At 46.4% G+C, this 21,631-nt stretch carries 18 protein-coding genes; 12 read left to right on the top strand and 6 right to left on the bottom strand.

Translation table 11 applies throughout. The annotated features are described in order from the left end of the window. Nucleotide 1 precedes the first annotated feature (1 nt). From ACO05E_RS16425 to ACO05E_RS16455, 7 genes are all read left to right on the top strand, one after another. The gene (locus tag ACO05E_RS16425; protein ID WP_419810570.1) at nucleotides 2-574 is read left to right on the top strand and encodes an acyltransferase; all 573 of its coding nucleotides are present in this window, start codon (nucleotides 2-4) and stop codon (nucleotides 572-574) included. Continuing rightward, nucleotides 571-1,014, top strand: a complete 444-nt coding sequence (locus ACO05E_RS16430) for a UDP-N-acetylglucosamine--LPS N-acetylglucosamine transferase (protein ID WP_419810571.1) — start codon at nucleotides 571-573, stop codon at nucleotides 1,012-1,014. The genes ACO05E_RS16425 and ACO05E_RS16430 overlap by 4 nt, the downstream gene beginning before the upstream one ends. Continuing rightward, a complete protein-coding gene (locus ACO05E_RS16435; protein WP_419810572.1) occupies nucleotides 1,011-1,517 on the top strand; it encodes a glycosyltransferase in 507 nt (168 codons plus the stop codon). The genes ACO05E_RS16430 and ACO05E_RS16435 overlap by 4 nt, the downstream gene beginning before the upstream one ends. After that, complete coding sequence (gene xrtD / locus ACO05E_RS16440; RefSeq protein ID WP_419810573.1) at nucleotides 1,498-3,075, top strand: VPLPA-CTERM-specific exosortase XrtD; 1,578 nt, start codon at nucleotides 1,498-1,500, stop codon at nucleotides 3,073-3,075. The genes ACO05E_RS16435 and xrtD overlap by 20 nt, the downstream gene beginning before the upstream one ends. 39 nt (nucleotides 3,076-3,114) lie before the next feature. Next, nucleotides 3,115-5,490, top strand: a complete 2,376-nt coding sequence (locus ACO05E_RS16445; RefSeq protein ID WP_419810574.1) for a tetratricopeptide repeat protein — start codon at nucleotides 3,115-3,117, stop codon at nucleotides 5,488-5,490. Between the two features lie 28 nt (nucleotides 5,491-5,518). Beyond that, nucleotides 5,519-6,397 carry an ExeA family protein gene (locus tag ACO05E_RS16450; protein WP_419810575.1) on the top strand — a complete coding sequence of 293 codons (879 nt, stop codon included), beginning with the start codon at nucleotides 5,519-5,521 and terminating at the stop codon, nucleotides 6,395-6,397. A 246-nt stretch (nucleotides 6,398-6,643) separates the two neighbouring features. Further along, the gene (locus tag ACO05E_RS16455) at nucleotides 6,644-8,476 is read left to right on the top strand and encodes a hypothetical protein (RefSeq protein ID WP_419810576.1); all 1,833 of its coding nucleotides are present in this window, start codon (nucleotides 6,644-6,646) and stop codon (nucleotides 8,474-8,476) included. Nucleotides 8,477-8,651: 175 nt separating this feature from the next. Here the strand turns inward: ACO05E_RS16455 and prsR are convergent, their stop codons facing one another. Both prsR and prsK read right to left on the bottom strand, forming a co-directional pair. After that, on the bottom strand, nucleotides 8,652-10,016 hold the full coding sequence (prsR, locus tag ACO05E_RS16460; protein ID WP_419810577.1) for a PEP-CTERM-box response regulator transcription factor: 1,365 nt from the start codon (nucleotides 10,014-10,016) through the stop codon (nucleotides 8,652-8,654). A 2-nt stretch (nucleotides 10,017-10,018) separates the two neighbouring features. Next, complete coding sequence (gene prsK, locus ACO05E_RS16465) at nucleotides 10,019-12,046, bottom strand: XrtA/PEP-CTERM system histidine kinase PrsK (protein ID WP_419810578.1); 2,028 nt, start codon at nucleotides 12,044-12,046, stop codon at nucleotides 10,019-10,021. Between the two features lie 434 nt (nucleotides 12,047-12,480). Here prsK and ACO05E_RS16470 point away from each other — a divergent pair, with 434 nt between their 5' ends. After that, nucleotides 12,481-14,508, top strand: a complete 2,028-nt coding sequence (locus tag ACO05E_RS16470; protein WP_419810579.1) for a PKD domain-containing protein — start codon at nucleotides 12,481-12,483, stop codon at nucleotides 14,506-14,508. Nucleotides 14,509-14,614: 106 nt separating this feature from the next. Here ACO05E_RS16470 and ACO05E_RS16475 read toward each other — a convergent pair whose 3' ends face one another. Beyond that, the gene (locus ACO05E_RS16475) at nucleotides 14,615-15,538 is read right to left on the bottom strand and encodes a LysR family transcriptional regulator (protein WP_419810580.1); all 924 of its coding nucleotides are present in this window, start codon (nucleotides 15,536-15,538) and stop codon (nucleotides 14,615-14,617) included. Nucleotides 15,539-15,688: 150 nt separating this feature from the next. Here ACO05E_RS16475 and ACO05E_RS16480 point away from each other — a divergent pair, with 150 nt between their 5' ends. From ACO05E_RS16480 to ACO05E_RS16490, 3 genes are all read left to right on the top strand, one after another. After that, on the top strand, nucleotides 15,689-16,231 hold the full coding sequence (locus ACO05E_RS16480; protein WP_419810581.1) for an NADPH-dependent FMN reductase: 543 nt from the start codon (nucleotides 15,689-15,691) through the stop codon (nucleotides 16,229-16,231). 149 nt (nucleotides 16,232-16,380) lie between these two features. After that, nucleotides 16,381-17,601, top strand: a complete 1,221-nt coding sequence (gene chrA / locus ACO05E_RS16485; protein ID WP_419810582.1) for a chromate efflux transporter — start codon at nucleotides 16,381-16,383, stop codon at nucleotides 17,599-17,601. 13 nt (nucleotides 17,602-17,614) lie between these two features. Further along, on the top strand, nucleotides 17,615-17,908 hold the full coding sequence (locus ACO05E_RS16490) for a 4a-hydroxytetrahydrobiopterin dehydratase (protein ID WP_419810583.1): 294 nt from the start codon (nucleotides 17,615-17,617) through the stop codon (nucleotides 17,906-17,908). 25 nt (nucleotides 17,909-17,933) lie between these two features. On the opposite strand, the gene ACO05E_RS16495 is transcribed toward ACO05E_RS16490, so the two are convergent. Next, the gene (locus tag ACO05E_RS16495) at nucleotides 17,934-18,332 is read right to left on the bottom strand and encodes a DCC1-like thiol-disulfide oxidoreductase family protein (protein WP_419810584.1); all 399 of its coding nucleotides are present in this window, start codon (nucleotides 18,330-18,332) and stop codon (nucleotides 17,934-17,936) included. 57 nt (nucleotides 18,333-18,389) lie between these two features. Next, complete coding sequence (locus ACO05E_RS16500; protein WP_419810585.1) at nucleotides 18,390-19,739, bottom strand: HTTM domain-containing protein; 1,350 nt, start codon at nucleotides 19,737-19,739, stop codon at nucleotides 18,390-18,392. Between the two features lie 110 nt (nucleotides 19,740-19,849). Here ACO05E_RS16500 and ACO05E_RS16505 point away from each other — a divergent pair, with 110 nt between their 5' ends. Beyond that, on the top strand, nucleotides 19,850-20,242 hold the full coding sequence (locus ACO05E_RS16505; protein ID WP_419810586.1) for a hypothetical protein: 393 nt from the start codon (nucleotides 19,850-19,852) through the stop codon (nucleotides 20,240-20,242). Nucleotides 20,243-20,251: 9 nt separating this feature from the next. Here the strand turns inward: ACO05E_RS16505 and ACO05E_RS16510 are convergent, their stop codons facing one another. Next, on the bottom strand, nucleotides 20,252-21,577 hold the full coding sequence (locus tag ACO05E_RS16510; RefSeq protein WP_419810587.1) for a HAMP domain-containing protein: 1,326 nt from the start codon (nucleotides 21,575-21,577) through the stop codon (nucleotides 20,252-20,254). Nucleotides 21,578-21,631 lie beyond the last annotated feature (54 nt).

Consider the following 21,631-nt stretch of genomic DNA (forward strand, 5'->3'; position numbering starts at 1 on the left):
TATGTTGATTTTTCGTGATTTTATAAAAGATGTTGCCAGGATTTATGATCAAATTATAGCTAGGGTTTTCTATGTTAAAAGGAATTCTGGTACTTACATATCAACTAGTGCTCGCTTGGATATTGGTCCTAAAGTCGGATCTAAGGTTAAGAGAAATATTTTTCCATTTCTATTTGGTAAAGGATCAAGGATAGAGTCTGGTGCTGTTGTAAATTCTTGGGTTGGACCCGTTGAGTTGGGTGAAAACTGTCGCTTAGGAATTAATGCTGTAATTATAGGGCCTGTCGAAGTTGGGGACAATACAGGAATTTCTTTGAATTCCTTTGTTTGCGGTGAAAACAGAATCCACTCTGGGACCGAAGAAGGTCTATTGACAACTGATTATAAGACTAAAAAAGTTACTATTGGTCGTGGCTGCTGGATTGGTGCTGGAGTGGTTGTTGTTCCAGGAGTTACAATTGGAGACTCTGTGATTGTTGCTGCTGGGAGTGTTGTAACAAAAGATATTCCATCAAATACAATATATGCTGGTAATCCTGCTAAATTCATCTCCAATAATAATGGTGCCAAATGAAGATTCTACTTGTTTCCTCATCGGGTGGTCACTGGGTTCAAATGTGCCGAGTAAAAGATGCTTTTCAAGGTGAAGATATTTATTTTGCTTCTACCGAGAATAGTTATGGTCAGCATAACCCTGAAAGCCCTTTCTTTTATCTTCCTGATGCATCTCGCTGGAATAAGCTAAAGCTTATTTGGCAAGCGTTCTCTGTGCTGGTTCTGTTAATTCGATTAAAGCCAGATATCATTTTGACAACCGGTGCGTCTGTTGGTGTCTTTGCACTTATCCTTGGTAAAAAGCTTGGTGCACGAACAATCTGGCTTGATAGCATTGCGAATTCAGAAGAGCTTTCTCTGAGTGGTCAAAAAGTTCGTAAATACGCTGATTTGTATCTAACGCAATGGCAGCATCTCGCAACGAACAACGGGCCAGAATATGCGGGGTCTGTCATATGATATTTGTTACAGTTGGCACCCAATTGCCTTTTGAACGTTTGATCAAGGCAGTTGATCTATGGGCGGAAAACAATCCAGAGATAAAGGTTGTTGCTCAGATCGGCCAGACAGTATACCAGCCAAAGTTTATGACGACACTTGAAAGTGTTGATCCCGATGTGTATGAACGTTATTTATTGCAGTCCAGGTTGGTGGTTGGGCATGTTGGGATGGGTACCATTATTTCTGGTATTAAACATGGTAAGTCTTTGGTGTTGATGCCAAGAGTTGCAAACTTGGGTGAGCATCGAAACGATCATCAGCTGGCTTCTGCTAAACAGTTTGGTACACTAAGCGGCGTTCATATTGTTCATGATCAGGCTGAGTTAGAGTCTGCCATCAATCAGGTCTTGTCTCCGGACGTCCCTGATGACATGTGTAATGAGCTGAATGTTTCGGCTGGTTTGATAAAACGGATTTCTGATTTTGTGAAGGAGACACAGAATGAGTATAGGCATAACTGATTCTGGAGCCTCTTTAGCGGCAAAGGCTGTGCCCCCTAGATTCTTTGTTTTACTGGTCGGCTTAGTGTTGCTTGTCTATGCAGAAAGCCTAATTGGGCTATTCTCTCAATGGTGGGTGAGCGAGGAGTATGGACATGGTTTGTTTATGCCTTTTATTGCGGCTTATATTGTTTGGCAACAACGTGGTGCTACATTCAGCAGGTCGTTGAATAGTAGCATATCGGGTTTCTACCTGATTTTTTTCAGTCTGGCCATTTTGATTGCTGCGACTTTAGCCAACCTGGAATCTGTAAAACATTATTCCTTTACCTTAACTTTAGCTGGTTTGGCATTGCTACTGGGTGGCTGGCATCTGCTTCGTGCATGTCTTGTTCCTATCGCGCTGATTGTTTTGGTAATTCCCTTACCTTATCTATTGATATCATCTTTAACAGCAGGCCTCCAACTTATTTCTTCAGAACTAGGGACTTGGTTGCTTCGTTTGTTCGGTATTCCCGTTTTTCTTGAAGGGAATATTATTGATATGGGAGTTTACCAGCTTCAGGTTGTTGAAGCGTGTAGTGGTCTGAGGTACCTCTACCCCTTACTGAGTATATCTCTGTTGGTTGTTTATTGTCTGCGCTCACCTATGTGGTTCAAAGTAGTACTGATGTTATCCACTGTGCCTGTTACTATTTTTATGAACAGCCTTCGGATTGCTATTACAGGTGTTCTTGTTAACGCACACGGTACCAGTGTCGCAGAAGGGTTCTTGCATGATTTTGAAGGTTGGGTCGTTTTTTTAGCAGCACTTGCGTGTCTGGTGGCAGAGGTGTGGCTTTATAAACTTATGATTCGCCAGCCTGGATCATTGAGTGATTTATTTGCTTTCGATGCACCCAATGTGCCAGAAGACCTAACATTAAAGACGACTCTTGGTTTTCCTTTCTATCTGTTGTCAGTCTTAGTTGTGCTTTTTACTGGTATTGTTGTGTTATTTCTCAACACTTCTCGTGAGGCATATATTCCTGAGCGTGAACCGTTTTCTACCTTTCCGATGAGAATTGATAATAAGAATGTCAGCCTTTCTTATCTGGAGTCGGATGTTCTTGATATTCTTCGTCCGGATGATTATTTTCTTGGCAGTTACGCTAAAAAAGGTGAAGAACCTGTCAGCCTCTATATGGTTTATTATTCACAACAACATGAAGGTAGCGCTTTGCACTCTCCCCGGGTTTGTATACCTGGCGGTGGATGGGTTATCGGCGAAGAAAGCGTAGCAGAGTTTCAATTGCGTGGTATTGAACAGAAGCAAGCGGTTAATCGAGTGATAATTCGTAAGGGAGAGTTCACTCAGCTGGTTTATTATTGGATTGATCAGATGGGTACTACATTTACCAATGAATATCTGGCACGAGCATCGTTACTGAAGAGCGCGGTGCTTGAAAATCGCTCGGATGGTGCGTTAGTTCGTGTCAATGTGATGGTTGAAAATGATAATTTCGAGAAAGCCGATAAGCAGTTGCAAACGTTTATCGCTGGCATGTCGGTCTACCTGAGAGACCATCTGCCGGAATAGCCGAGCTGTTTCGAAATATTTTAAAGAGTAGGAATAAATATGATTAATTCGACATGGAAAATCGCTTTAGTTTCAACGGCTGTTTTATTATCTGCCTGTAGTTCGCCAGATGAGAAAGTGAACGAATACGTAGAAAGTGCCAAAGAATTTCTGGCAGAAGATAACTATGAAGCTGCGCATATTCAGTTTTCTAATGCATTGCAAATTAACCCTAATCATGTTGATGCGTTATATCAAGTTACTAAGATTTTTGAGCATGAACAATCTTGGCCAAAAGTTTATCGCTACTTAGAAAAAGTACTTGAACTTCAGCCTGACCATGTTGAAGCCTTGCTATCGATTAGTCGGCTTGAGCTAGCTGCAAATCAGCTGGATAAAGCGCTGCGCCGCAGTGAAAAAATACTCACTCTGGCCCCCGATTCTGTTGAAGGACATTCCTTCAGAGCTTTATTGCTGTTTAAGCTAGGGGATTTTGAAGGAGCTGTTGTCGAAGCAAAAGGCGTTCTTATTCAAGAGCCTGAAAATCTAGAAGCAATTATGGTTTTGGCTTCGGAGCGTATTGAAGCACAAGACCCTGAAGGCGCACTCGTTTATCTGACGAGAATTGATAGCGTTGATAACATGCTGATTCAATCAATGAAAGTTCGCGCTTTTAATGACCAAAAAAACCTGAGTGGTGCAGCTGGTGTTTTTGAACAGCTGATTAAACTAGACCCGGAAAAGGACGAATACTATTTTGCTTTGGCAAATCAGTATGCTGCTTTTGAAAAATATTCTGAAGCTCTTTCTGTGATCGATCGTCTTGTTAAGGTCGAGCCTGATAACGACAGTGCTAAGTTGATCAAGGTTCAATTTATAAATCGTCACTTAGGGTCTGATCAGGCTCTTCTGCAGCTACAAGCGTTTCTTAAGCAACAACCGAAGAATATCGCGCTAAACTTTTATCTTGCTGACCTGTATTTGCGTATGGATCAGCCTGAGAACGCAAAAACTATTTTCTTAAAAATCAGTAAGTTTGATGCAGCTGGAGAAGATGGTCTCAGAGCATTAAACCGCCTTGCCCGGATGTCTTATCAAGCTGGGGATAATGAACGCGGGAGTATTTATTTGCAGCAAGTCCTGTCGGCAGACTCTGATAATCAGGAAGCAATTGTTCTCGATGCTCAGCGAATGATGGCTGAAGGGGATACGGAGCAGGCTATTTCGGTACTGCGTTCTGTTCTGAAGGACAATCCACGTTCTGCCGCTGTTTTGGCTCTGTTAGGGCGAGCTCATCAGTCTGATGGACGGACAGAGTTAGCTATTGATCAATATACCAAAGCGCTGAAATCAGAACCTAATAATCAAGCGGTATTACTGGCATATTGTCAATTGCTTGTGTCTCAGAAAAAATACAGTCAAGCAAACCAGTTGCTGTCTTCTAAAATGCAGTTAGTTGGTCAAGATGTTAGTTTGTTGCGCTTGATGGCCCAGATCAAACTGACGTTAAAAGACTGGGAGTCTGCGCAACAAATTGCTGATCGCTTAGACGAACTGAATGGAGATGGCAGCGTTTCCTCTCAAATTCGTGGTGCGATACATCTGGGTCAGGAAGAACATGAAAAAAGCCTGAATGCTTTTGAGAAAGCATATAGCCAGGCTGAAGATAAGACCCGACCAATGATTACACTGGTTCGGTCTTATATGGCATTGAATAAACAGCAGGAAGCACTCAATTTTTTGGATTCTGTATTAAAAGTAGATACAGACAATCTAACTGCACTTCTTCTAAAGATTCAAATCTTACAAGTTAAGGGAGATTTAGTTGATGCAGAAAGCATAGGTCGGCAGCTGGTGAAGTTGCATAGCGATAAGCCCCAGGGCTACCAACAATTAGCCGGGCTACTATATCGTCAAAATCGCACAGAGGAGGCCTTTGCTGTTTTGGACTCAGGTATTACTGCTCTGCCAGATGTACTGTCCCTTCAGTTTTTTAAGGCCAGCTTACTTGAGCAAAAGAATGATCTCGCTAAGGCTATTACTGTTTATGAAGGCATCTTGAAACAAGATCCTGATGCAGATATCGCAGCAAATAATCTGGCGGTTATTTACTCAGATTACGATGAATTTAAGGATATCGAACGAGCTAAGGTGCTGGCTCAACGCTTCCGTCAGTCTGAGGTGCCTTATTTTCAGGATACTCTGGGCTGGGTTTCTTACAAAGCAGGTAAGTTAAATGACGCATTGTATTTCCATGAGAATGCAGTTAAAGCGATGCCAGATGCTGCCGAGTTCCGTTACCATCTTGGAATGTCTTATAAAGCGGTTGGTGATTCATTGCGCGCGCGTGCAGAGCTTGAAAAAGCGCTGAAATTGGCGGGCAAAGATGATGCTGTATGGAAGCAAACCGCCGAGCTGGCTCTGAATGATCTGTAATTTAATGAGTGGCAGGGAGTAGTCGCCAGTGTACGAAGCATTTTACGGTTTTAAGACCAAACCCTTTACCTTGCAAACGGATCCGGCGCTGCTGTATTTAGGGGAGGTGCATACTGTCGCTTTGGCTACTCTTGAGTATGGGCTTCTGAATCGTTCCGGATTTACTGTAATAACCGGTGAAATTGGCAGTGGCAAGACCACGTTGCTGGCTCGGTTGCTGGATAATATTGAAGAAAATCAAACTATTGGGTTTCTTAATCACACGCATGAAAACTTAGGACAACTGCTGCCCTGGGTTTTACATGCCTTTGGTCAGGATTACCTTTCAGACAATCCAATCGTGCTGTATGACCGTTTTCGTAAATTTCTTCAGCAGGAACATCAGGCTGGGCGACAAGCTATTCTGATTATCGATGAGGCTCAGAATCTGTCATTGAGTGTTCTTGAGGAGCTGCGTACGCTCTCAAATATTAACTTTGGTGCAGCGCAATTGCTGCAGATTGTTTTGGTGGGCCAGCCAGAACTGAGAGATAAGTTGAAGGATCCAAAGTTAAAGCAATTTATTCAGCGTATCGCAGTGGATTACCATGTTCCTACGTTAAACAAAAATGAGACACGTGAATATATCATCCATCGTTTATGCCAGGCTGGTCGCGAAGAAGAGATATTCACTGGAAGGTCTTATGAGCTTATCTACAACCTCAGTGGTGGGGTGCCGCGAATCATTAATGTGATCTGCGATACGATACTTTCTTATGGTTTTGCAGATCAGCGCACCTCGCTCGATGAGCGCTATGTTGTGACGGTTATGAAAGATCGTGTATCTGGTGGCTTGCTGGCCCTGGGCTACGATCCGAGGCGTGAAGGAGTTCAAAGGCCCGTAACAGGGGTGCTGGATATTTCCTGAATTACGCTTTGCTCGGAGTATGGCTCAGATGTATTGGTCCAGTCTCGCTGCCATTAGCTTGTACTTCAGAGCAACGAGCTCTTCTCTGATTAGTGATTGATGACACATCCTTGGAATATAGAAAGTCATAATATTAATACTGGTGATTGAAGTAATTACCAATCTGAACCAGGCATGTTGACTATATTGAGATGTTATAGGACATGAACCTCTATTGTGGCGCATATCCGGGTAAGGGGTATTGATATGTTATTTCTCCAGAAAAAGACATATGTGTGTTTTCTATTAGTTGCACTGTTTTTGTTGTCGGCTTGCGGTGGCGGGGCTTCGGGCTCTGGAGATCCTTTTGAGAGTACTGATGCCCAGGATCAAGTTGAGGTCGATGAGGTCGATGAGGTCGATGAGGTCAGCGACCTAGCTCTAAATATTGTTGTGTCTCCGGTTCTTAATAATGGCAACAATGGTAATGATCATTCTAGCCATTTCAATTGGATCTTCAGAGGGGGTGGGCTTGTGTCGGGCCAATTTGCAAACGGTGATTATTGGGTAGCGAGCAAGTCTGGTGGTCCAGTCGAACTTGTATCTCTTACCAGTAATCAGATTGTTCGGGTTGATGATGAGCGCTACTTAAACTCTCAAGGTTTTTTTGCTGGGAATTATGGAAATTATGATGCATCGAAAGATATCTTAATTGATCTTGCCGATAACCCCCGGATTTATTCAAAAAATACAGTGCTGGTAGCAGCTACAGAAAGAAATCAATCGGCAACATCGAATTGTGGCACTGCGGGACTTGTTGCGAATGGCTGTATTGATGCATATAACTTCATAACGATTCTTGACGAGGTTCCACCGGGACAGGGGCGAGAGTATTTACGACCACCGCTAACAGGCATCGATAGAAATATTCAATCTTTAAAAGATTTTGATTTTGAACGAATTCCCGAGCTTGAGTACCTGTCTGCAACAAGTGATGCCGACATTGAAGAAGCTCGTAGAATTTTCACACATGGTACAAATATTTTCAGTGTGACATCGGTCTCAAATAACCAGACTTTCAGTGAAGGAGGAAGAGCATTTCGATGTGGACATATTTTATGTGATGATTATGCCGCTGGCTTTTCCAAGACTTATTACGATGCGCTCTACTATATATTTTCAGCAAAGAATAATTCAAATAAAACACAAGCCTTGCTTGCGAGTTTACTGACTTTAGGAAGAGATATGTATGGGATGATGCATCAGGGCGGGTGTAACGCTTCTAATCAGGTGCACCCGGTGGGATGTCAATATGGTAGTGGTGCAGGACAGCACGTAGGTAATTTTATTGCAGTAGCATTTTATGCATCTTTAGAAAGAGACCCTTCTAAAGCCCGGGTTTTAGCTGCCACAACCGAATTGCTGAACAAGAATCAGTGCAATCAGGGACCACAGGAGCTTAGCCAGATTAATGGTCATCTGGACGACCCTTTATTTGGTGATTGTGAGCAGTTTTCTGCCCAGAATCTGAATATCAGTGGATATTGGGCCGATATGGTAGAGGCCAGCTGTTACGACGATGCGCCAGGTGGTTGTAATTTAATTGTTGGTCAACGAGCCTCTCGTGACCCTTACCAGCAAGTAGATGGCTCCCAACCTCGGCCGGGTGGTAGTTATATGGACATTACTTTGGGGCAGCAGAGGTCGATGGTTGCTGTCTCATGTGTGATGCCTGAACTCGCTGCGACCATTAACTTTCCACCATTGTATGCTTATGTCGATCGCATAAGTAATAATGGAATACAAACAATGCCTGATCAATGCGCACCTCCATCTGGGATTACTGACAGTCAAAGTTGTTCGGATGAGATTTGGGGTAAAAGAAACACCGATCCGAGTACATGGGCGGATAGTAGCCCTAGCTGTCCAGGTTATGGTGTGACTTGGGGGCCTGATCCTAATGATCTTACAACTTGCATTGCTGGAGCAGGGAGGTTTAATAACACTTCTTCGAATATCGAACCTTTATTCAAATCTATGTTTGAAGCTCACTTTGATGTAATGAGAGGCGGAGTAGGCGTTGATTGTTCTTCACTTTAATTGAATACTTAAAATGGAGTTGAAGCATTAATAACAGGGCGAGAGGCATGCCGACGGTTAGGGAGAAACCGTTGGGTAGGGCTTGATCTGACAGGCATCAGTCTCAAACTGGTGACTGTCAGATGGACCTGAAATACTACAGATGAACGACTACACCTGAGTTACTGCATCCAAGTTACGAATGCTTTATTCCATATTTTTTCATCATGTCGTACAGAGTAGGGCGAGAAACTTTTAGCACTTTGGCTGCTGCCGAAATATTATTGGTGGTTGATAAGGCTTGCTCAATTGCACCTATTTCTGCGTGTTTGCGTACGTCTTTCAGGGCTTGTGTAGTCTCGTGTTGCTCACTTATTTCGACCTTGTCAGACAGGCTCAGGTCGGCTGCAGTTACATACAGGTTGTCACAAATAATGGCTGCAGTTTTTATTCGGTTCTCCATTTCTCTGACGTTTCCTGGCCATTCATACGCTTGGATAGCACTGAGAGCATCCTGAGAAAAACCCTTGAGCTTGAGCTGATTGGCTTCAATGTGATGCTCAAGGAAATGTTTCGCTAACAATGTTTTGTCATTATTGCGATCACGAAGAGGGGGGATGGTGATTTCAAGCTCGCAGATACGGTAATAAAGATCTTCCCGGAATGTACCTTCGCCGACCATTTCTTTCAGGTTTTTGTTAGTGGCGCACACGACTCTGACATCGACATCAATATCTTGTGTGCCGCCAACCCGTTGGATGGTACGCTGCTGCAAAAAGCGAAGCAATTTAGCTTGTAAGTTAAGCGGCATATCACCAATTTCATCAAGAAAAAGTGTTCCCTGATTCGTGCTTTCGATTTTACCTTTGGTCAGTTTCATCGCGCCGCTGAATGCCCCTTTTTCATAACCGAATAGCTCGCTTTCGATCAGATTTTCAGGGATAGATGCACAGTTAATGGCAAGAAATTTCTTGTCAGACCTCTGGCTGGTTGCATGAATGGAGCGGGCTAAAACCTCTTTGCCAACGCCACTTTCACCCAATAAGGTACAGGATATTTCTGTTGGTCCGATTTTTTTGATAAGCCGGCAGATTTCCAGCATTTTGCAATCGGCAGTAATAATACCGGAGAGGAAAGCATCCGCATTCGTTTGCTTTAAACGATTTTGCTCCTCAAGCTGATATATTTTTATACAGCGCTCGATGATCAGGTCAAGCGTATCGGTATTAATGGGTTTTGGGAAAAAGTCATGTGCACCCAAAGATATCGCTTTGAGTGCATTTTCTTCTTCACCACGCCCGGTCATAACCAGAATTTTACAATTTGGATTCAGGTTGAGTATTTCAGAAATGCATCTCATACCTTCAGACACACTGTCGGCATCCGGGGGGAGGCCGAGATCCTGAAGAACAATAGGAGGGGCGTGTTTGGAGACAATTGCCAACGCCTCCTCCCGCGTTCCTGCGGTATAAATTTTATATTGATCGAGGTGCCAGCCGAGCTGGCTCCTTAAGCCATGGTCATCTTCAATGATCAGAATACTGCTTGTTTGTATGTCCATATTTAACTGATAGCTAGTGGTAATTGAATTTTGAAAGTCGTTCCCTGAGAAATCTTACTGGTCACATCAAGGCTGCCATTCAGCTGATTGATATACTCTTTGGTTAAATAAACACCAATGCCCATGCCTCGATTGGATTTGGTAGATTCGAAAGGCTTAAAGAGTTTTTCATCTATAAAGGTCTGTTCCATGCCTCGACCATTGTCTGTCAGGGTTATTTCTGCCGTTGCATCTTTTTGCTGAACGTCTAAGTCGATTTTTCCGGCTTCAGGTGTGGCTTCCTGAGCATTTTTAAGCAGATGAGAGATAGACATAACCAATTTGTCCGCATCAGCCTCTACCCATAACTCACTATCCGTCCCAGAATAATTGGGGATGGGTTTTAAACCAGAGCTGTGTTGCAGCGCAGATTTAATGATTGTATCCAGATTCAGGCGTTCAATTCGTTCCGGTTGATTGTTTTTCAGTTTAAATAACAACTCTTTCATACGCGTGACGGAATGACTGATGGTATGAATTGTGTCAGAAATAAAGGCCGGGTTATCAATATGCTTTTCCGCATTTTTTACAACCAGCGATTGTTGTGCAATCAGATTGTTAAGATCATGCATCAGAAACGAGCTTAGCTGATTGTACAACGAGAGCTGCCGTTCTTCTTCCAGTTGTTTCTCGTACTGATGTAACCTCAGGTAGCTGGCTATTTGACCACTGATCGTGCGGATAATATCCAGGTCTTCCCAGTTTGTTTTGGCTCTGCGTTTCTTTTTGTCGGTCGTCAGGCCAATAAATCCGTCCAGCTCATTATCGACCATCAGAGGTATCAGCAACCAGAGCTGACCGCTGTTGAGGAGGGAAGAAGGAAGATCTTCATTAAAGTTGGATAAATGTGAGTTGGCTGGTGCGTACAGATTAAAAATCCACGAGTCGGTGATCATACGCTGACACATAGCATGGTCTTTATGAATCCGATACGAGCCAATTTCAATGCCGGGCACATTGCTGAATGTCAGCTGATAATAGTCACCGTTCAGCATCCACAGCGCACCGGTTTTCGCATCAAAAGGTTTTGCGATCGCTTCAATTGCATATTTTTCGGGTGAAATGCTGCCAGGTTTGTTTGAGAGCGTGTTGTTTACTTTGAGCCATTCAGAGCGGTAATCATATTTATGGCTGAAGAAGTGTTTATTAATCAGTACACGAATAGAGTCTCGGAAGTCCGCTGACAATAGCGATGTAATCACAGAAAAACTCATGCTGAATATGATTAAGGTGAGTACAGCGTTGAGCCAGATATTATTCTCTTCATTGACAAAGGTTGCTATGAAAGTAATGACAGATATCAAAAGCGCTGTTGAAACTAAGGTAGAACCATAAAATGCAACAGAGTGGGAGATGCGAAAGTGTTTTCCTTGTTTGAATCTGGGAAAGGCGAGTGCGTAAAGGCACATCATAATTGCAACGCATAAATAGATGTATGGGCGGAGATCGCCCACCAGTGCCGCTGACTTTATATCAGTCATGTTCAGCGAGTGATGAAGTATGTCGTAGAATAAAAGAGAAACCACGCCGAGACACAGGCGGATTAGTATTTTGTCCAGCCTTGAGTGTTGGAATAACCGTTCAATAGCAAACAAACTCAGGAAAGAGAGGGTGAGCATAAAGATGCTATTGATATAGATTGATAAGGGAAGCCGTATAAATTCTGCGAAAAACAATAAAGCAGAGATTAACCAGCTTGACCAAAAAATAAGCGTCAGTGTTTTATTGGATTGTGTATCACTGAGGTGCACGACTCTGGACAGCGCTAAAATCCAGATGCAGTAATGTATCGCTTCGGTGAAATAAGGAAAGTAGACAACCAGAAATGACTCTGGTGACAGGGTGTTGGTGCTGAGCAGCCAGAATGCGTTGAAAAGCGCAGCGGCTGTTAATGTCAGGTATCCCTGGCGCTTATAAAACTGATGGATGAATACCAGAGACAGAAGCATTGATACCAGAACAGCAATGGTTGTTGAATCAAACCAGTTCATCCTAAAAATCTCAAAATTCCATCTCTGAATCAGTATTCTATTTTACCCAGTACTTGGCATGAGGTAAACAAAATGCTTATGCAGGCATCTTGTTGATATTGTTGTTTTTAGTATTTCATAATCACTTGTTTGTTATTTGATTATGGTACGTTCGTTTTTTACTCGATGCGTGTGCTAGGCCTACCGATGAGAAATTTTAATTCTTATTAGTATTTAACGCGACGGCGTTTAGTCTTTCGCAGAATTTGCGCAAATAAATAAAAAGACGCTTCCCTGTTTGTTGTATTGTATTCCTTACTTTTGCTCTCTGTTAATTGCTGATTACGTCAGTGGTTGTGATGCCTGATTGTTCACGACCCTCACTGGTGTTGATTGGCAGTCTCCAGTCATTGTTGTTTTTCAGAATGTCCCTAAATCAGATAAGGGGTATATCGATGAAATATTTCTCTTGCGTACTTATAGCCGTGGTTTTCTCAACATTACTTGCATGTGGAGGAGGTGGGGGTGGAAGCTCTAATGGTGATAGCAATAACAGCGGTGGTGGGAACAACAGTGGCGGGAACAATACAGGTATCAACGCCGGTGCTGATCAGCTTGTTAGCAAGCAAACCTCTGTGACTTTGGATGGCTCCGCCAGTCGTTCTGATAGCAGTGGCGATTATATCTGGACCCAGACCCGAGGCCCAGACGTGACCAATGGTAGTGGTAGTTTATCGGGGGTATCGCCTGCTTTTACGGCGCCAGATACGGTTGATACTCTGATATTTTCATTGCGTATCGGTGCTTCATCCGCGACGGATGAAGTTGTGATTAACGTGCTGGAGCAAACAACCAATATCTTTTTTGTCGATGGTGATAATGGCAATGATGGCTCTGGAGATGGCAGTTTAGCTGCTCCTTTTCGCACCATTTCTCACGCCCTCGGGCAAATTTCACAGCCGGATACTGATATCTATGTTCGCACCCTGAGTAGCGGGCAGCGCTATAACGAGACGGGTGCTACCTTATTTCCACCTGAAAACACCAGTTTATATGGCGGTTACGATGAAAGCTGGTGGCGTGATACAACCAATAATCGAACCGGCCTGAATGGCGCTCGTGTCGCGGTGAACTTCGCTAATGTCGCCGCGGACGCATGGCTGTCAGGGTTTGATATTCAGGCTGCCAGTAGCGATTCAACCGATTTACCAGTGAGTGCGGTGTCGGCCGACTCCGGTACTGAAAGCTTGTTTATTGAAAACAACACCTTAACCGCAGGCGCTGTGGGAGATGGACAAAGCAGTAACCCGGCCAGCAGCTATGGCGTGCGTATTGCCAATATTGCTTCGGTCGAGATCACAGGAAATACCATTGTTGCTGGTAAGGGTGGGGATGGTGCTTCGCCTGCCAGCCGGGAGAGAGGGCTTAGTGGTGGAAATGGCGCTGCTGCCGATGGCCGTGATGGAGGAAACGGCGGTGCAGCGGGCAACGTTAACGCTGGTGGTAACAAAGGTGGTGATGGTGGACGTGGCGGCGGCACCTTAGGTGGTAATGGAGAGGCTGGTGATAACGGCTTCCGGATTTCGGATGTGCCCGGTTCTGCCGGTACGGGTGGTGCCGGAGGGGCAGGTGGTTCTGGCGGCAGCAGTACTAACTTTGGTGGTGCTGGCAAAGGCGGTGTCGGCGGCGACGGCGGTGATGGCGGCGATGGTGGAACTGAGGGCGGTACTATTGCCATTGGTGGGTTTTTTCGCGGAGATAATGGCAATACCGGGCAAACCGGTAGTTCTGGCGCCGGTGGAGGTGGCGGAGGTGGCGGTGAAGGTAGCTTCGCTACTCTTGGAGGTGGCGGAGGTGGTGGCGGCGGCGGCGGTCGCTCTGGCGTAGGTGGTACAGGAGGCCCAGGTGGTGGCGCCTCCATTGGCGTGCTGTTATACAATGTATTGGATGCCATGGTAGAAAATAACACTATTACCGCTGCGAGCGGTGGCCGTGCCGGGGCTGGTGGATTTGGTGGTATTGGCGGTACCGGAGGCAATGGCGGAATATTTGAACCCAGTGATGCGGGTGGAGCCGAGCGTGGTGGCCGCGGCGGTGGTGGCGGTCGCGGTGGATCGGGTGGTCAGGGAGGTTCTGGTGCTGGAGGGCCTTCTTATGCGGTTATGGTTGGTGCTGATTTAGCTCCGATGATTCGCAATAACACCCTGATCACGGCTGAAGGTGGACCGACAAATAGTGGAGGTAGCCCAGGAAGTGATGGCTCTGACGGTGCAGACGGTGATTTTGCAGCTAACCCGGGTGCGGGTGGAACGGGCGCAGGTACAACGTCATCGGGCGATTTTGGTACACCGGCTTTTGTGGGTGCCAGTTATGGCATCTATGATGCCGACACCGGAGATGGCGTAACCCCGGTGCGCTCTGGCAATCAATTCTCTCAGCCAAGCAATAATGGTTCTGGCCCAGTTGGCGAAGCCAACTTTTGATGGAGGGAGAAGCCAACTTTTGATGAAGTGCGAGGCTAAATTTTGATGAGCTGTCGAGCTATATTTGCTGAATGCGGCTATGGCTCGGCAATAACTGGCTCAATAACTATGACTCGGCGGCAAATCGCTCAGCGACAAAATCAATAAAGCTCCGCACCTTGGCCGATAAGTGTTTTCTGCTGGGATAAATCAGAAAGACATCAATCGATAAGTCCTGATAATCCGGAAATAATTCCACCAACTCGCCCGTTTGCAGCTGATCCCCCAGCAGGAAGTCCGGCAGGCGGGCGATTCCCTGACCCTGCTGGCATAAGGATAAAATCATTTCCGAGCCGTTGGTTAATACCCGGCTGTTTACGGCAACCTGAATGTCTTTGCCATAACGATTTTGATAGAGCCACAGCCTGGGTTGCTTCAGATGGCTGTAGGTAATGCACTCGTGCTGATCCGGGTGGTTCTCTGCAAGTTGTTCCGGCTTCTCAGGTGTGCCTTTGCGAGACAAATAAGCGGGAGAAGCCAGTGTGATACCACGGGAGTGCATCACTTTGCGACTGATCAGGCTGGAGTCTTCCAGTTGTGGAGTCGCCCGAATCACAATATCAAACCCTTCTGCAATCACATCCACTTTGCGGTTGCTGATATCCAGTTCCAGAGTAATGAGCGGATGTTGGCGCAGGAATTCAGCAAACACCGGCTGCATTTGAGCGCCGCCAAAACTGGCTGGACAGCTGATGCGCAAATTCCCCGAAGCCTGCTGTTGTTGCCCGGCCAGAGCTGTAATCAACTGATTGGCATCAGCAATAATCTGCTGGCATTGCTGCAGATACAGCTCACCTTCGGCTGTCAGGCTGAGTGAACGCGTCGTGCGGTTCATCAGTCGCACGCCCAAACGTTGCTCCAGCTTGTTGATTTCTTTGCTGATGTACGACGTTGAATGGCCGGTGTGCTCTGCTGCCAGTGTGAAACTGCCCGCTGATGCGACTTCAGTGAATATCACCATGCCGTCCAGTAAATTCGGATTGTAATTCATAAGGGAGCTCTTGATGCCTGAGTGCTATTCAGAGAATTATGAGACTATTGGAGGTCATATGGAAATAATCATTCTTTAATCCGGTTATTAATCTTTATTTGGGATCAATCTATAGTCACTCCAGATCGAATATTCATTGAGGAACCTACCATGAAAATATTAGCCTTTGCCGCCAGCAACTCGAACCAGTCCATTAACAAAGCGCTGGTGACTTATGCCGCAGAACAGTTAGCTCAACGAGCGAATGCCAGCTACGAAGTTCTGGATCTGAACGACTTTGAAATGCCGATTTACAGCGCCGACCGCGAAGAGCAGGGTGGTATCCCGGCTCCAGCCCACGCCTTTCGTGAGAGAATAGCCGCAGCCGATGTACTCTTGATTGCATACGCAGAACACAATGGTTCTTACACGGCAGCTTATAAAAATATCTTTGATTGGGCCTCCCGGGTTGACCGTGATGTTTATCAGAACAAAGCAGCTGTTTTACTTGCGACGTCTCCGGGGCCGGGCGGAGCCCAGAATGTTTTGAATCAGGCGGTTGGATCGGCACCTTATTTTGCGCTGGACGTGAAAGGCAGCTTCTCATTGCCATCGTTTTTCGACAACTTTGACCAGCAAAGCGCTCGTTTAACCAATGAAGAGTTGGACTCTCAGTTAAAACAGCAGCTGGCTAGCCTGGTTGAGACAGTCTGATTGAGACAGCCAGGTTGAGACAGTCTGGTTGATTAACGTATTAAGGATTGATGTGTTGCTTTGCCAGTAGGGGTTGCTATTTTAGCCACAGGTGTTGATACACTAGCCGCCGCTTGATAGTGATACACAATGAGATAGATACGGCGACGATGGCTTCTTCACATTCGGATTCTACCCAACAAACTTCCGGCCACTGGCTGGAAGTTTTTTTTACCTTTTTAAAACTTGGCTGCACCTCGTTTGGCGGCCCGGTTGCCCACTTAGGCTATTTCCACAAAGAGTTGGTTGAAAAGCGGCGCTGGCTCAGTGATGCGCAATACGCACAGCTCTTGGCGGTATGTCAGTTTCTACCCGGGCCCGCCAGTAGCCAGTTAGGTTTTGCGCTGGGGCTGACCCGAGCTGGTTGGCTGGGTTCCATCAGCGCCTTTATTGCCTTTACCCTGCCTTCTGCTCTGATGTTATTTGCTCTTGCCTGGTTGCTGACAGGAATGGAAGGGGATTGGCTAAATACCACCATTCATGGACTGAAGCTGGTGGCGGTGGTGATTGTCAGTGATGCTGTTTGGGGAATGGCGCAAAAGCTTTGTCACACCTGGCTGACCCGAACGATTGCGCTACTGGTCGCCGGATGCCTGCTGCTATTGCCATTCACAGGGCCAGAATGGCAAATTCTGATGATCATTCTGGCAGGCGTAGCGGGTTTTATCTTGAAGCCGGAGGTTGCTGATCAGGCTTCAGCAGGATTGAGGTTGAATTATGGGCGCTGCACCGGCAGTGCCTTTCTGCTGCTGTTCATTATCTTGTTACTGCTGACTTTACCGCTTTTCAACCAATACAATCTGCTGACTATGGCGCAGCATTTTTATCAGGCCGGTGCTCTGGTGTTTGGTGGTGGCCACGTGGTGTTGCCATTGTTAGAAAGCAGTACCGTAACGGCTGGGCACCTGAGTGCTGAAACCTTTCTTGCCGGTTACGGCGCTGCTCAGGCTGTTCCCGGACCTTTGTTCACCTTTGCTGCTTACCTTGGGGCGTTAGTGCCTGCCGGAGCATCCCCGGCACTGCAGGCGCTGGTGGCCATCGTGGCGATTTTTCTTCCCGGCTTTTTGTTATTGTTGGGTGTTTTACCATTCTGGACGCAAATATCCGCCAAAAAAGTGGTACGACAGGCGCTGGTGACGGTTAATGCCGCGGTAGTTGGCTTGTTACTCGCGACCTTAGTAACGCCGGTTATCAGCAGCGCTATTGGCCATGTCTGGGACGTCGTTGTTGTTATTGTCGGTTTGGCACTGTTACGAAAATGGCAGTGGTCGCCGCTTTGGGTGGTGTTTTTTTGCGTTGTTTCCTCTATGTTGATTGATTCTTTCACCTGATCGGAGCATAACGATGAGCCTGGTTTCTGATGAACAAATTGCTGTTTTTCTCGAGCACAATAATCACTGGTTTGTGCTGGACGGCAAATTGCACCGTGAACTTCGTTTTCACAACTTTAATCAGGCGTTTGGTTTTATGGGGCGTGTGGCGCTACAGGCAGAAGCCATTAACCATCACCCGGAATGGTTTAATGTCTACAACAAGGTGGTGATTGATCTGACCACCCACGATGCTGGTGGTATTAGTGAAAAAGACCTGGCGCTGGCTGGTTTTATTGAAGGCATACTGGATGCCGATGAGGCCTGATTGGGTTTTAGGTAGCGATCAGTGGTTATTGAATAGGCTGGCGGCCCAGTAACCGCAACAGTAACAACCGTCCGCTGCGCAGAGCCGGATACAGAATCTTGCCCAGCGTTGGGTTGCGAAAACAGACAAACAGCAGTCGGTTGAGCCAGTGTGACGGGCTGGACATCGCTGTTAACCAGGTAATGGCTGCCGCTCCCTGAACCATTTGCTCACCGTAAATCACGGCCATATTGTCATTCAGATTAACGCCCTGATGCTGCAGCCATTGCACTTCTGGCCGCTGTTGTTCACGGGCGCTGATCAGAATGAGTTCACCACTGAGCTGGCGTAAGCGAATGCCACGCACAAAATGCTGGCATACCGGGCACTCACCGTCGTAAACAATGATAATTGCCTGCTTATTCTGGTATTCGGGCTTGCTCACACGCTTGATCTCTCAGAATTATCGGGCCTGAATTAGTTGTGGCGGTATTGCTCATGGTTATTTGGGCAGTGGTGTCGTCAGCGGCAAAATCCACTCGGTAGGCGTTATATCATATTCCACGGCCAATAAATTGGTATCCTCGGCAACAATGCGTTGACTCGGCCGGCCATTCAGCGAACAAAATACATTGGTGGTAACTGCTACGACGGGGTTGCTCGCCGGTTTCTCTGAGGAATAGTGCTGCTCCAGAAAGTGGGCAAACTTCCAGATCATATCCGGCTGGCAGGGCAAACGATGAACCTGGCGTTTATTCAGGTGCTGGCGTGGGTAAACGCGTTGTGTTTCACCATTCTGATAATGCAGCATAAAGTCACTGTAGCCATGCTTGCTGCGCAGTTTCATCCGCCAGGCAAAGCGATGACCTTCTTCACTCCAGGCAACATCACTGGGGTAAGCAAAATGACGCAGTGGGACCAACACCTGGAACAGGCACCAGCCAACAATCGCGATGATCACCCAATGGCTTTTGGGGTAGCTGTTCTTTGGTTGCTCTGCATCACCATCAGCGTAGAAACGCTGACCTTTTATTTTTGCCCAAAGACGCAACGGCCAATCGGGGCCAAATACCAATAAGCTGGTGAATAACGTCATCCATGGGAAGATGCCAATGGTGAACACAAAGTGATTCAGGCTATGAAATGCCGCGTATACCAGCATCACCCAGATTCGAGCAGGCTTCCAGAGCAGCAGCGGCGCGCCCAATAAATGCAACGCAATTACGCCATAAGCCGCTGTGGCAATGGCCCAGTCCTGAACAAATAAGCTACCCACAAGCGGCATATCAGCCCGGTAAGACAACCAGGTACGCAACGGCTCAAGTGCCAGCCAATCAGGGTTCAGTTTTACCAGTCCGGCATAAATTAAAATGACTTCGAGCTGGAAAATGAGCAGCCAATAACACCAGGCAGGCACGCTCTGATTAGTAGATGGTTGACGCCAGCTATCGATCGACCAGATTCTGTTGGCGGGCATAAACAGCATTAATACGGCAAACAGCCAAACCATATAGAAGTGGTTTAAATAGCGCGATTCATCGAGCAAAAAGGTATAGCTAAAACCGGCAATAAATACCAACAAGCTGGCGCGGTAAAACATCCCCAATGTGACCCCCAGCGAGGCAACAGCCAGCAAGGCGTACAGCCCCTGCATACCCGAGGAAGACAGAGGCTGAATCCAGTCGAGGTTCCAGTAATAAAATAAAAAATCCGGTTCCTGATAGTAGCGCTCAATATCCAGGTGAAATCCATAACGGATCATATCCAGCAACAGAATCAGGCCGAAACCAATACGAAAAACGGCCAGGGCGCTGGCATGGGCGGGCTGGAACCAGCGATCAGTGAATGACACGTAGACTCTCCTGAAAAAATACCGACAACAGGGTTAACAGCCCCTGAGGTTATCAGGGTATTATGACAAAACTGACATTAATTGAGAATAATTCCCGATAAGGCTGTTGCATGAAAGTTCTAAAATACGGTTTGCTGGTTATTACTGTTCTGGCCATTGTGGTCTGGCTGGGAGTTAAAGATGCGTTAACCCCAGTGGTCAGAGACAATATTGGTACTCCGATCTATACATTGGGAGACTCATCCTATCAGCAGGCTCTGGCACAACAGAAGCAAGTGCTGAAATTTGGCCCGCTATTCTGGGGGCAATACCCGGGTGGTTTGGCCTTTACGTCTGCCGAGCAAGCGCTGCAATACCTGAGGCAAAACCCCGAGGAGTTTCCAGACTCCTCCGAGTGGGGTGTTTATCAGTTATCCGGTGACCTTGAGCGTGATGTTAACTATAACGGTGCCACCGGACAGCTACATATTCGACACTCGTTATTGGTTATTGCTGGTGATTAAGCCGGAGCGTTAGTGAACCGGCTGAATATCACCAACAATCAACGAGTGGCTGGCCGGTTGATCCATCCCGGACACAATAGCGTCAGCCATTAGCGGAGACAGCGCCTGAATTAATTCGATCTGCTGGCTGGAGAATCCTTCCGGCCGATTGCTGCTGAACAATAAAATATAGTCATTATGCTGTGGGCACTGGAAAGGGTGACCAACCACCTGATGAGCCATGGTGTTTTTATGCAGTTCACGTAAGAAGCGCTCGTCGTGACGGGTCAGAGACAACTGTCGTAATGACTCAATATTTAACCAACCGCTGTCCAGCGTATTGCTGAGTTCTTTACCAAAGGCTTTGTGCAGCGAAACATGGCGGTGGCGGAAATTATAATCCAGCGTGGTTGGTACTGAGGTGTTCAGCTCAACGCTCTGTTCGTTAAAGGCCATCAGGCCAATCCAGTTATTGCCCAACGCTTCGTGACCACTGTCGTAAATGCTCTGCAGTTTTTCGCTGACATTGCCGGGTTTATTAATATCACCCAACATATCCATCATCAGCTTTGAACGAGCCGACAGTTCGTTAAACGCTTGTTGCAAACGGCGGGTTTCACCTGAGCCATTGATTTCTACTTTCTGACCATAAGCGCCAGCCGCAACGGCTTCACAGGCGCGAGTGGTTGACAGAATCGGGCGCAAAATACGCAGGCCAAGCATACCCAGCATCAGCAATAAATAGGCGAATACAATGGAAATTAACCCAAGATTGATTTTGTCTGAGGTAATGCCAAACCAGGTGTAGGCATCACGAATCTGACCAGCTAATGAGGTCGCTTCAAGGCTCAGACGCTCCTGGTTGTTAATGATGTGTTCGGCTCCCCATTCCAGACGAGGTTCTTGCGGGTCACCCAGTTGTGCTTCAAGGCCATCAACAAATACTAACCAGAAATGATGCCACGCCGATTGTTTCTGGATGGCGCGTAACAATGGGCTGCCTTCCTGGGTCAGCCAGTCATAAGCAACACTGTTGCTCAGTTCTGTCACCCGGCTGTTAGCCTGATTAAAACTGTTGTCGAGGGTGGCTAACTGTTGTCGGAATTGCTGATAAAAAACCGCAACATCGCGATTGTAGCTTTCAAAATCACGCGGCGCGTTCAGTTTATAGTGTTGTGCCTGTTGTTGCAGATTGGCAATTTCCAGCTGAATCTTATCCGCCTGGGCTTGCCAGTCAGTCAATTGCTTCTGTAATTGAGTGGATTCACGCTGGCTTAAGGTCAGCATCAGGACAAAGGCCACCATAACGGTAGCGCCCAGAATAAACTGGGTCATCAGGCTTTTTAGAGGGTTCATACTATGGCTCTCCGGCGATTTGATGCTCTGACCCAGCAGAAAATCACAAGTTCC

The organism is Bacterioplanoides sp., from assembly GCF_965226395.1.
GTDB lineage: Bacteria > Pseudomonadota > Gammaproteobacteria > Pseudomonadales > Oceanobacteraceae > Bacterioplanoides.

Excerpts from the sequence above, each read along its gene's own strand:
- ACO05E_RS16475 (WP_419810580.1), bottom strand. The coding sequence starts at position 15,538 with ATGAATTACAATCCGAATTTACTGGACGGCATGGTGATATTCACTGAA.
- ACO05E_RS16455 (WP_419810576.1), top strand. The coding sequence starts at position 6,644 with ATGTTATTTCTCCAGAAAAAGACATATGTGTGTTTTCTATTAGTTGCA.
- ACO05E_RS16445 (WP_419810574.1), top strand. The coding sequence starts at position 3,115 with ATGATTAATTCGACATGGAAAATCGCTTTAGTTTCAACGGCTGTTTTA.
- chrA (WP_419810582.1), top strand. The coding sequence starts at position 16,381 with ATGGCTTCTTCACATTCGGATTCTACCCAACAAACTTCCGGCCACTGG.
- ACO05E_RS16435 (WP_419810572.1), top strand. The coding sequence starts at position 1,011 with ATGATATTTGTTACAGTTGGCACCCAATTGCCTTTTGAACGTTTGATC.
- ACO05E_RS16470 (WP_419810579.1), top strand. The coding sequence starts at position 12,481 with ATGAAATATTTCTCTTGCGTACTTATAGCCGTGGTTTTCTCAACATTA.
- ACO05E_RS16480 (WP_419810581.1), top strand. The coding sequence starts at position 15,689 with ATGAAAATATTAGCCTTTGCCGCCAGCAACTCGAACCAGTCCATTAAC.
- ACO05E_RS16425 (WP_419810570.1), top strand. The coding sequence starts at position 2 with ATGTTGATTTTTCGTGATTTTATAAAAGATGTTGCCAGGATTTATGAT.
- prsR (WP_419810577.1), bottom strand. The coding sequence starts at position 10,016 with ATGGACATACAAACAAGCAGTATTCTGATCATTGAAGATGACCATGGC.
- ACO05E_RS16505 (WP_419810586.1), top strand. The coding sequence starts at position 19,850 with ATGAAAGTTCTAAAATACGGTTTGCTGGTTATTACTGTTCTGGCCATT.
- ACO05E_RS16510 (WP_419810587.1), bottom strand. The coding sequence starts at position 21,577 with ATGAACCCTCTAAAAAGCCTGATGACCCAGTTTATTCTGGGCGCTACC.
- prsK (WP_419810578.1), bottom strand. The coding sequence starts at position 12,046 with ATGAACTGGTTTGATTCAACAACCATTGCTGTTCTGGTATCAATGCTT.
- ACO05E_RS16430 (WP_419810571.1), top strand. The coding sequence starts at position 571 with ATGAAGATTCTACTTGTTTCCTCATCGGGTGGTCACTGGGTTCAAATG.
- ACO05E_RS16490 (WP_419810583.1), top strand. The coding sequence starts at position 17,615 with ATGAGCCTGGTTTCTGATGAACAAATTGCTGTTTTTCTCGAGCACAAT.
- xrtD (WP_419810573.1), top strand. The coding sequence starts at position 1,498 with ATGAGTATAGGCATAACTGATTCTGGAGCCTCTTTAGCGGCAAAGGCT.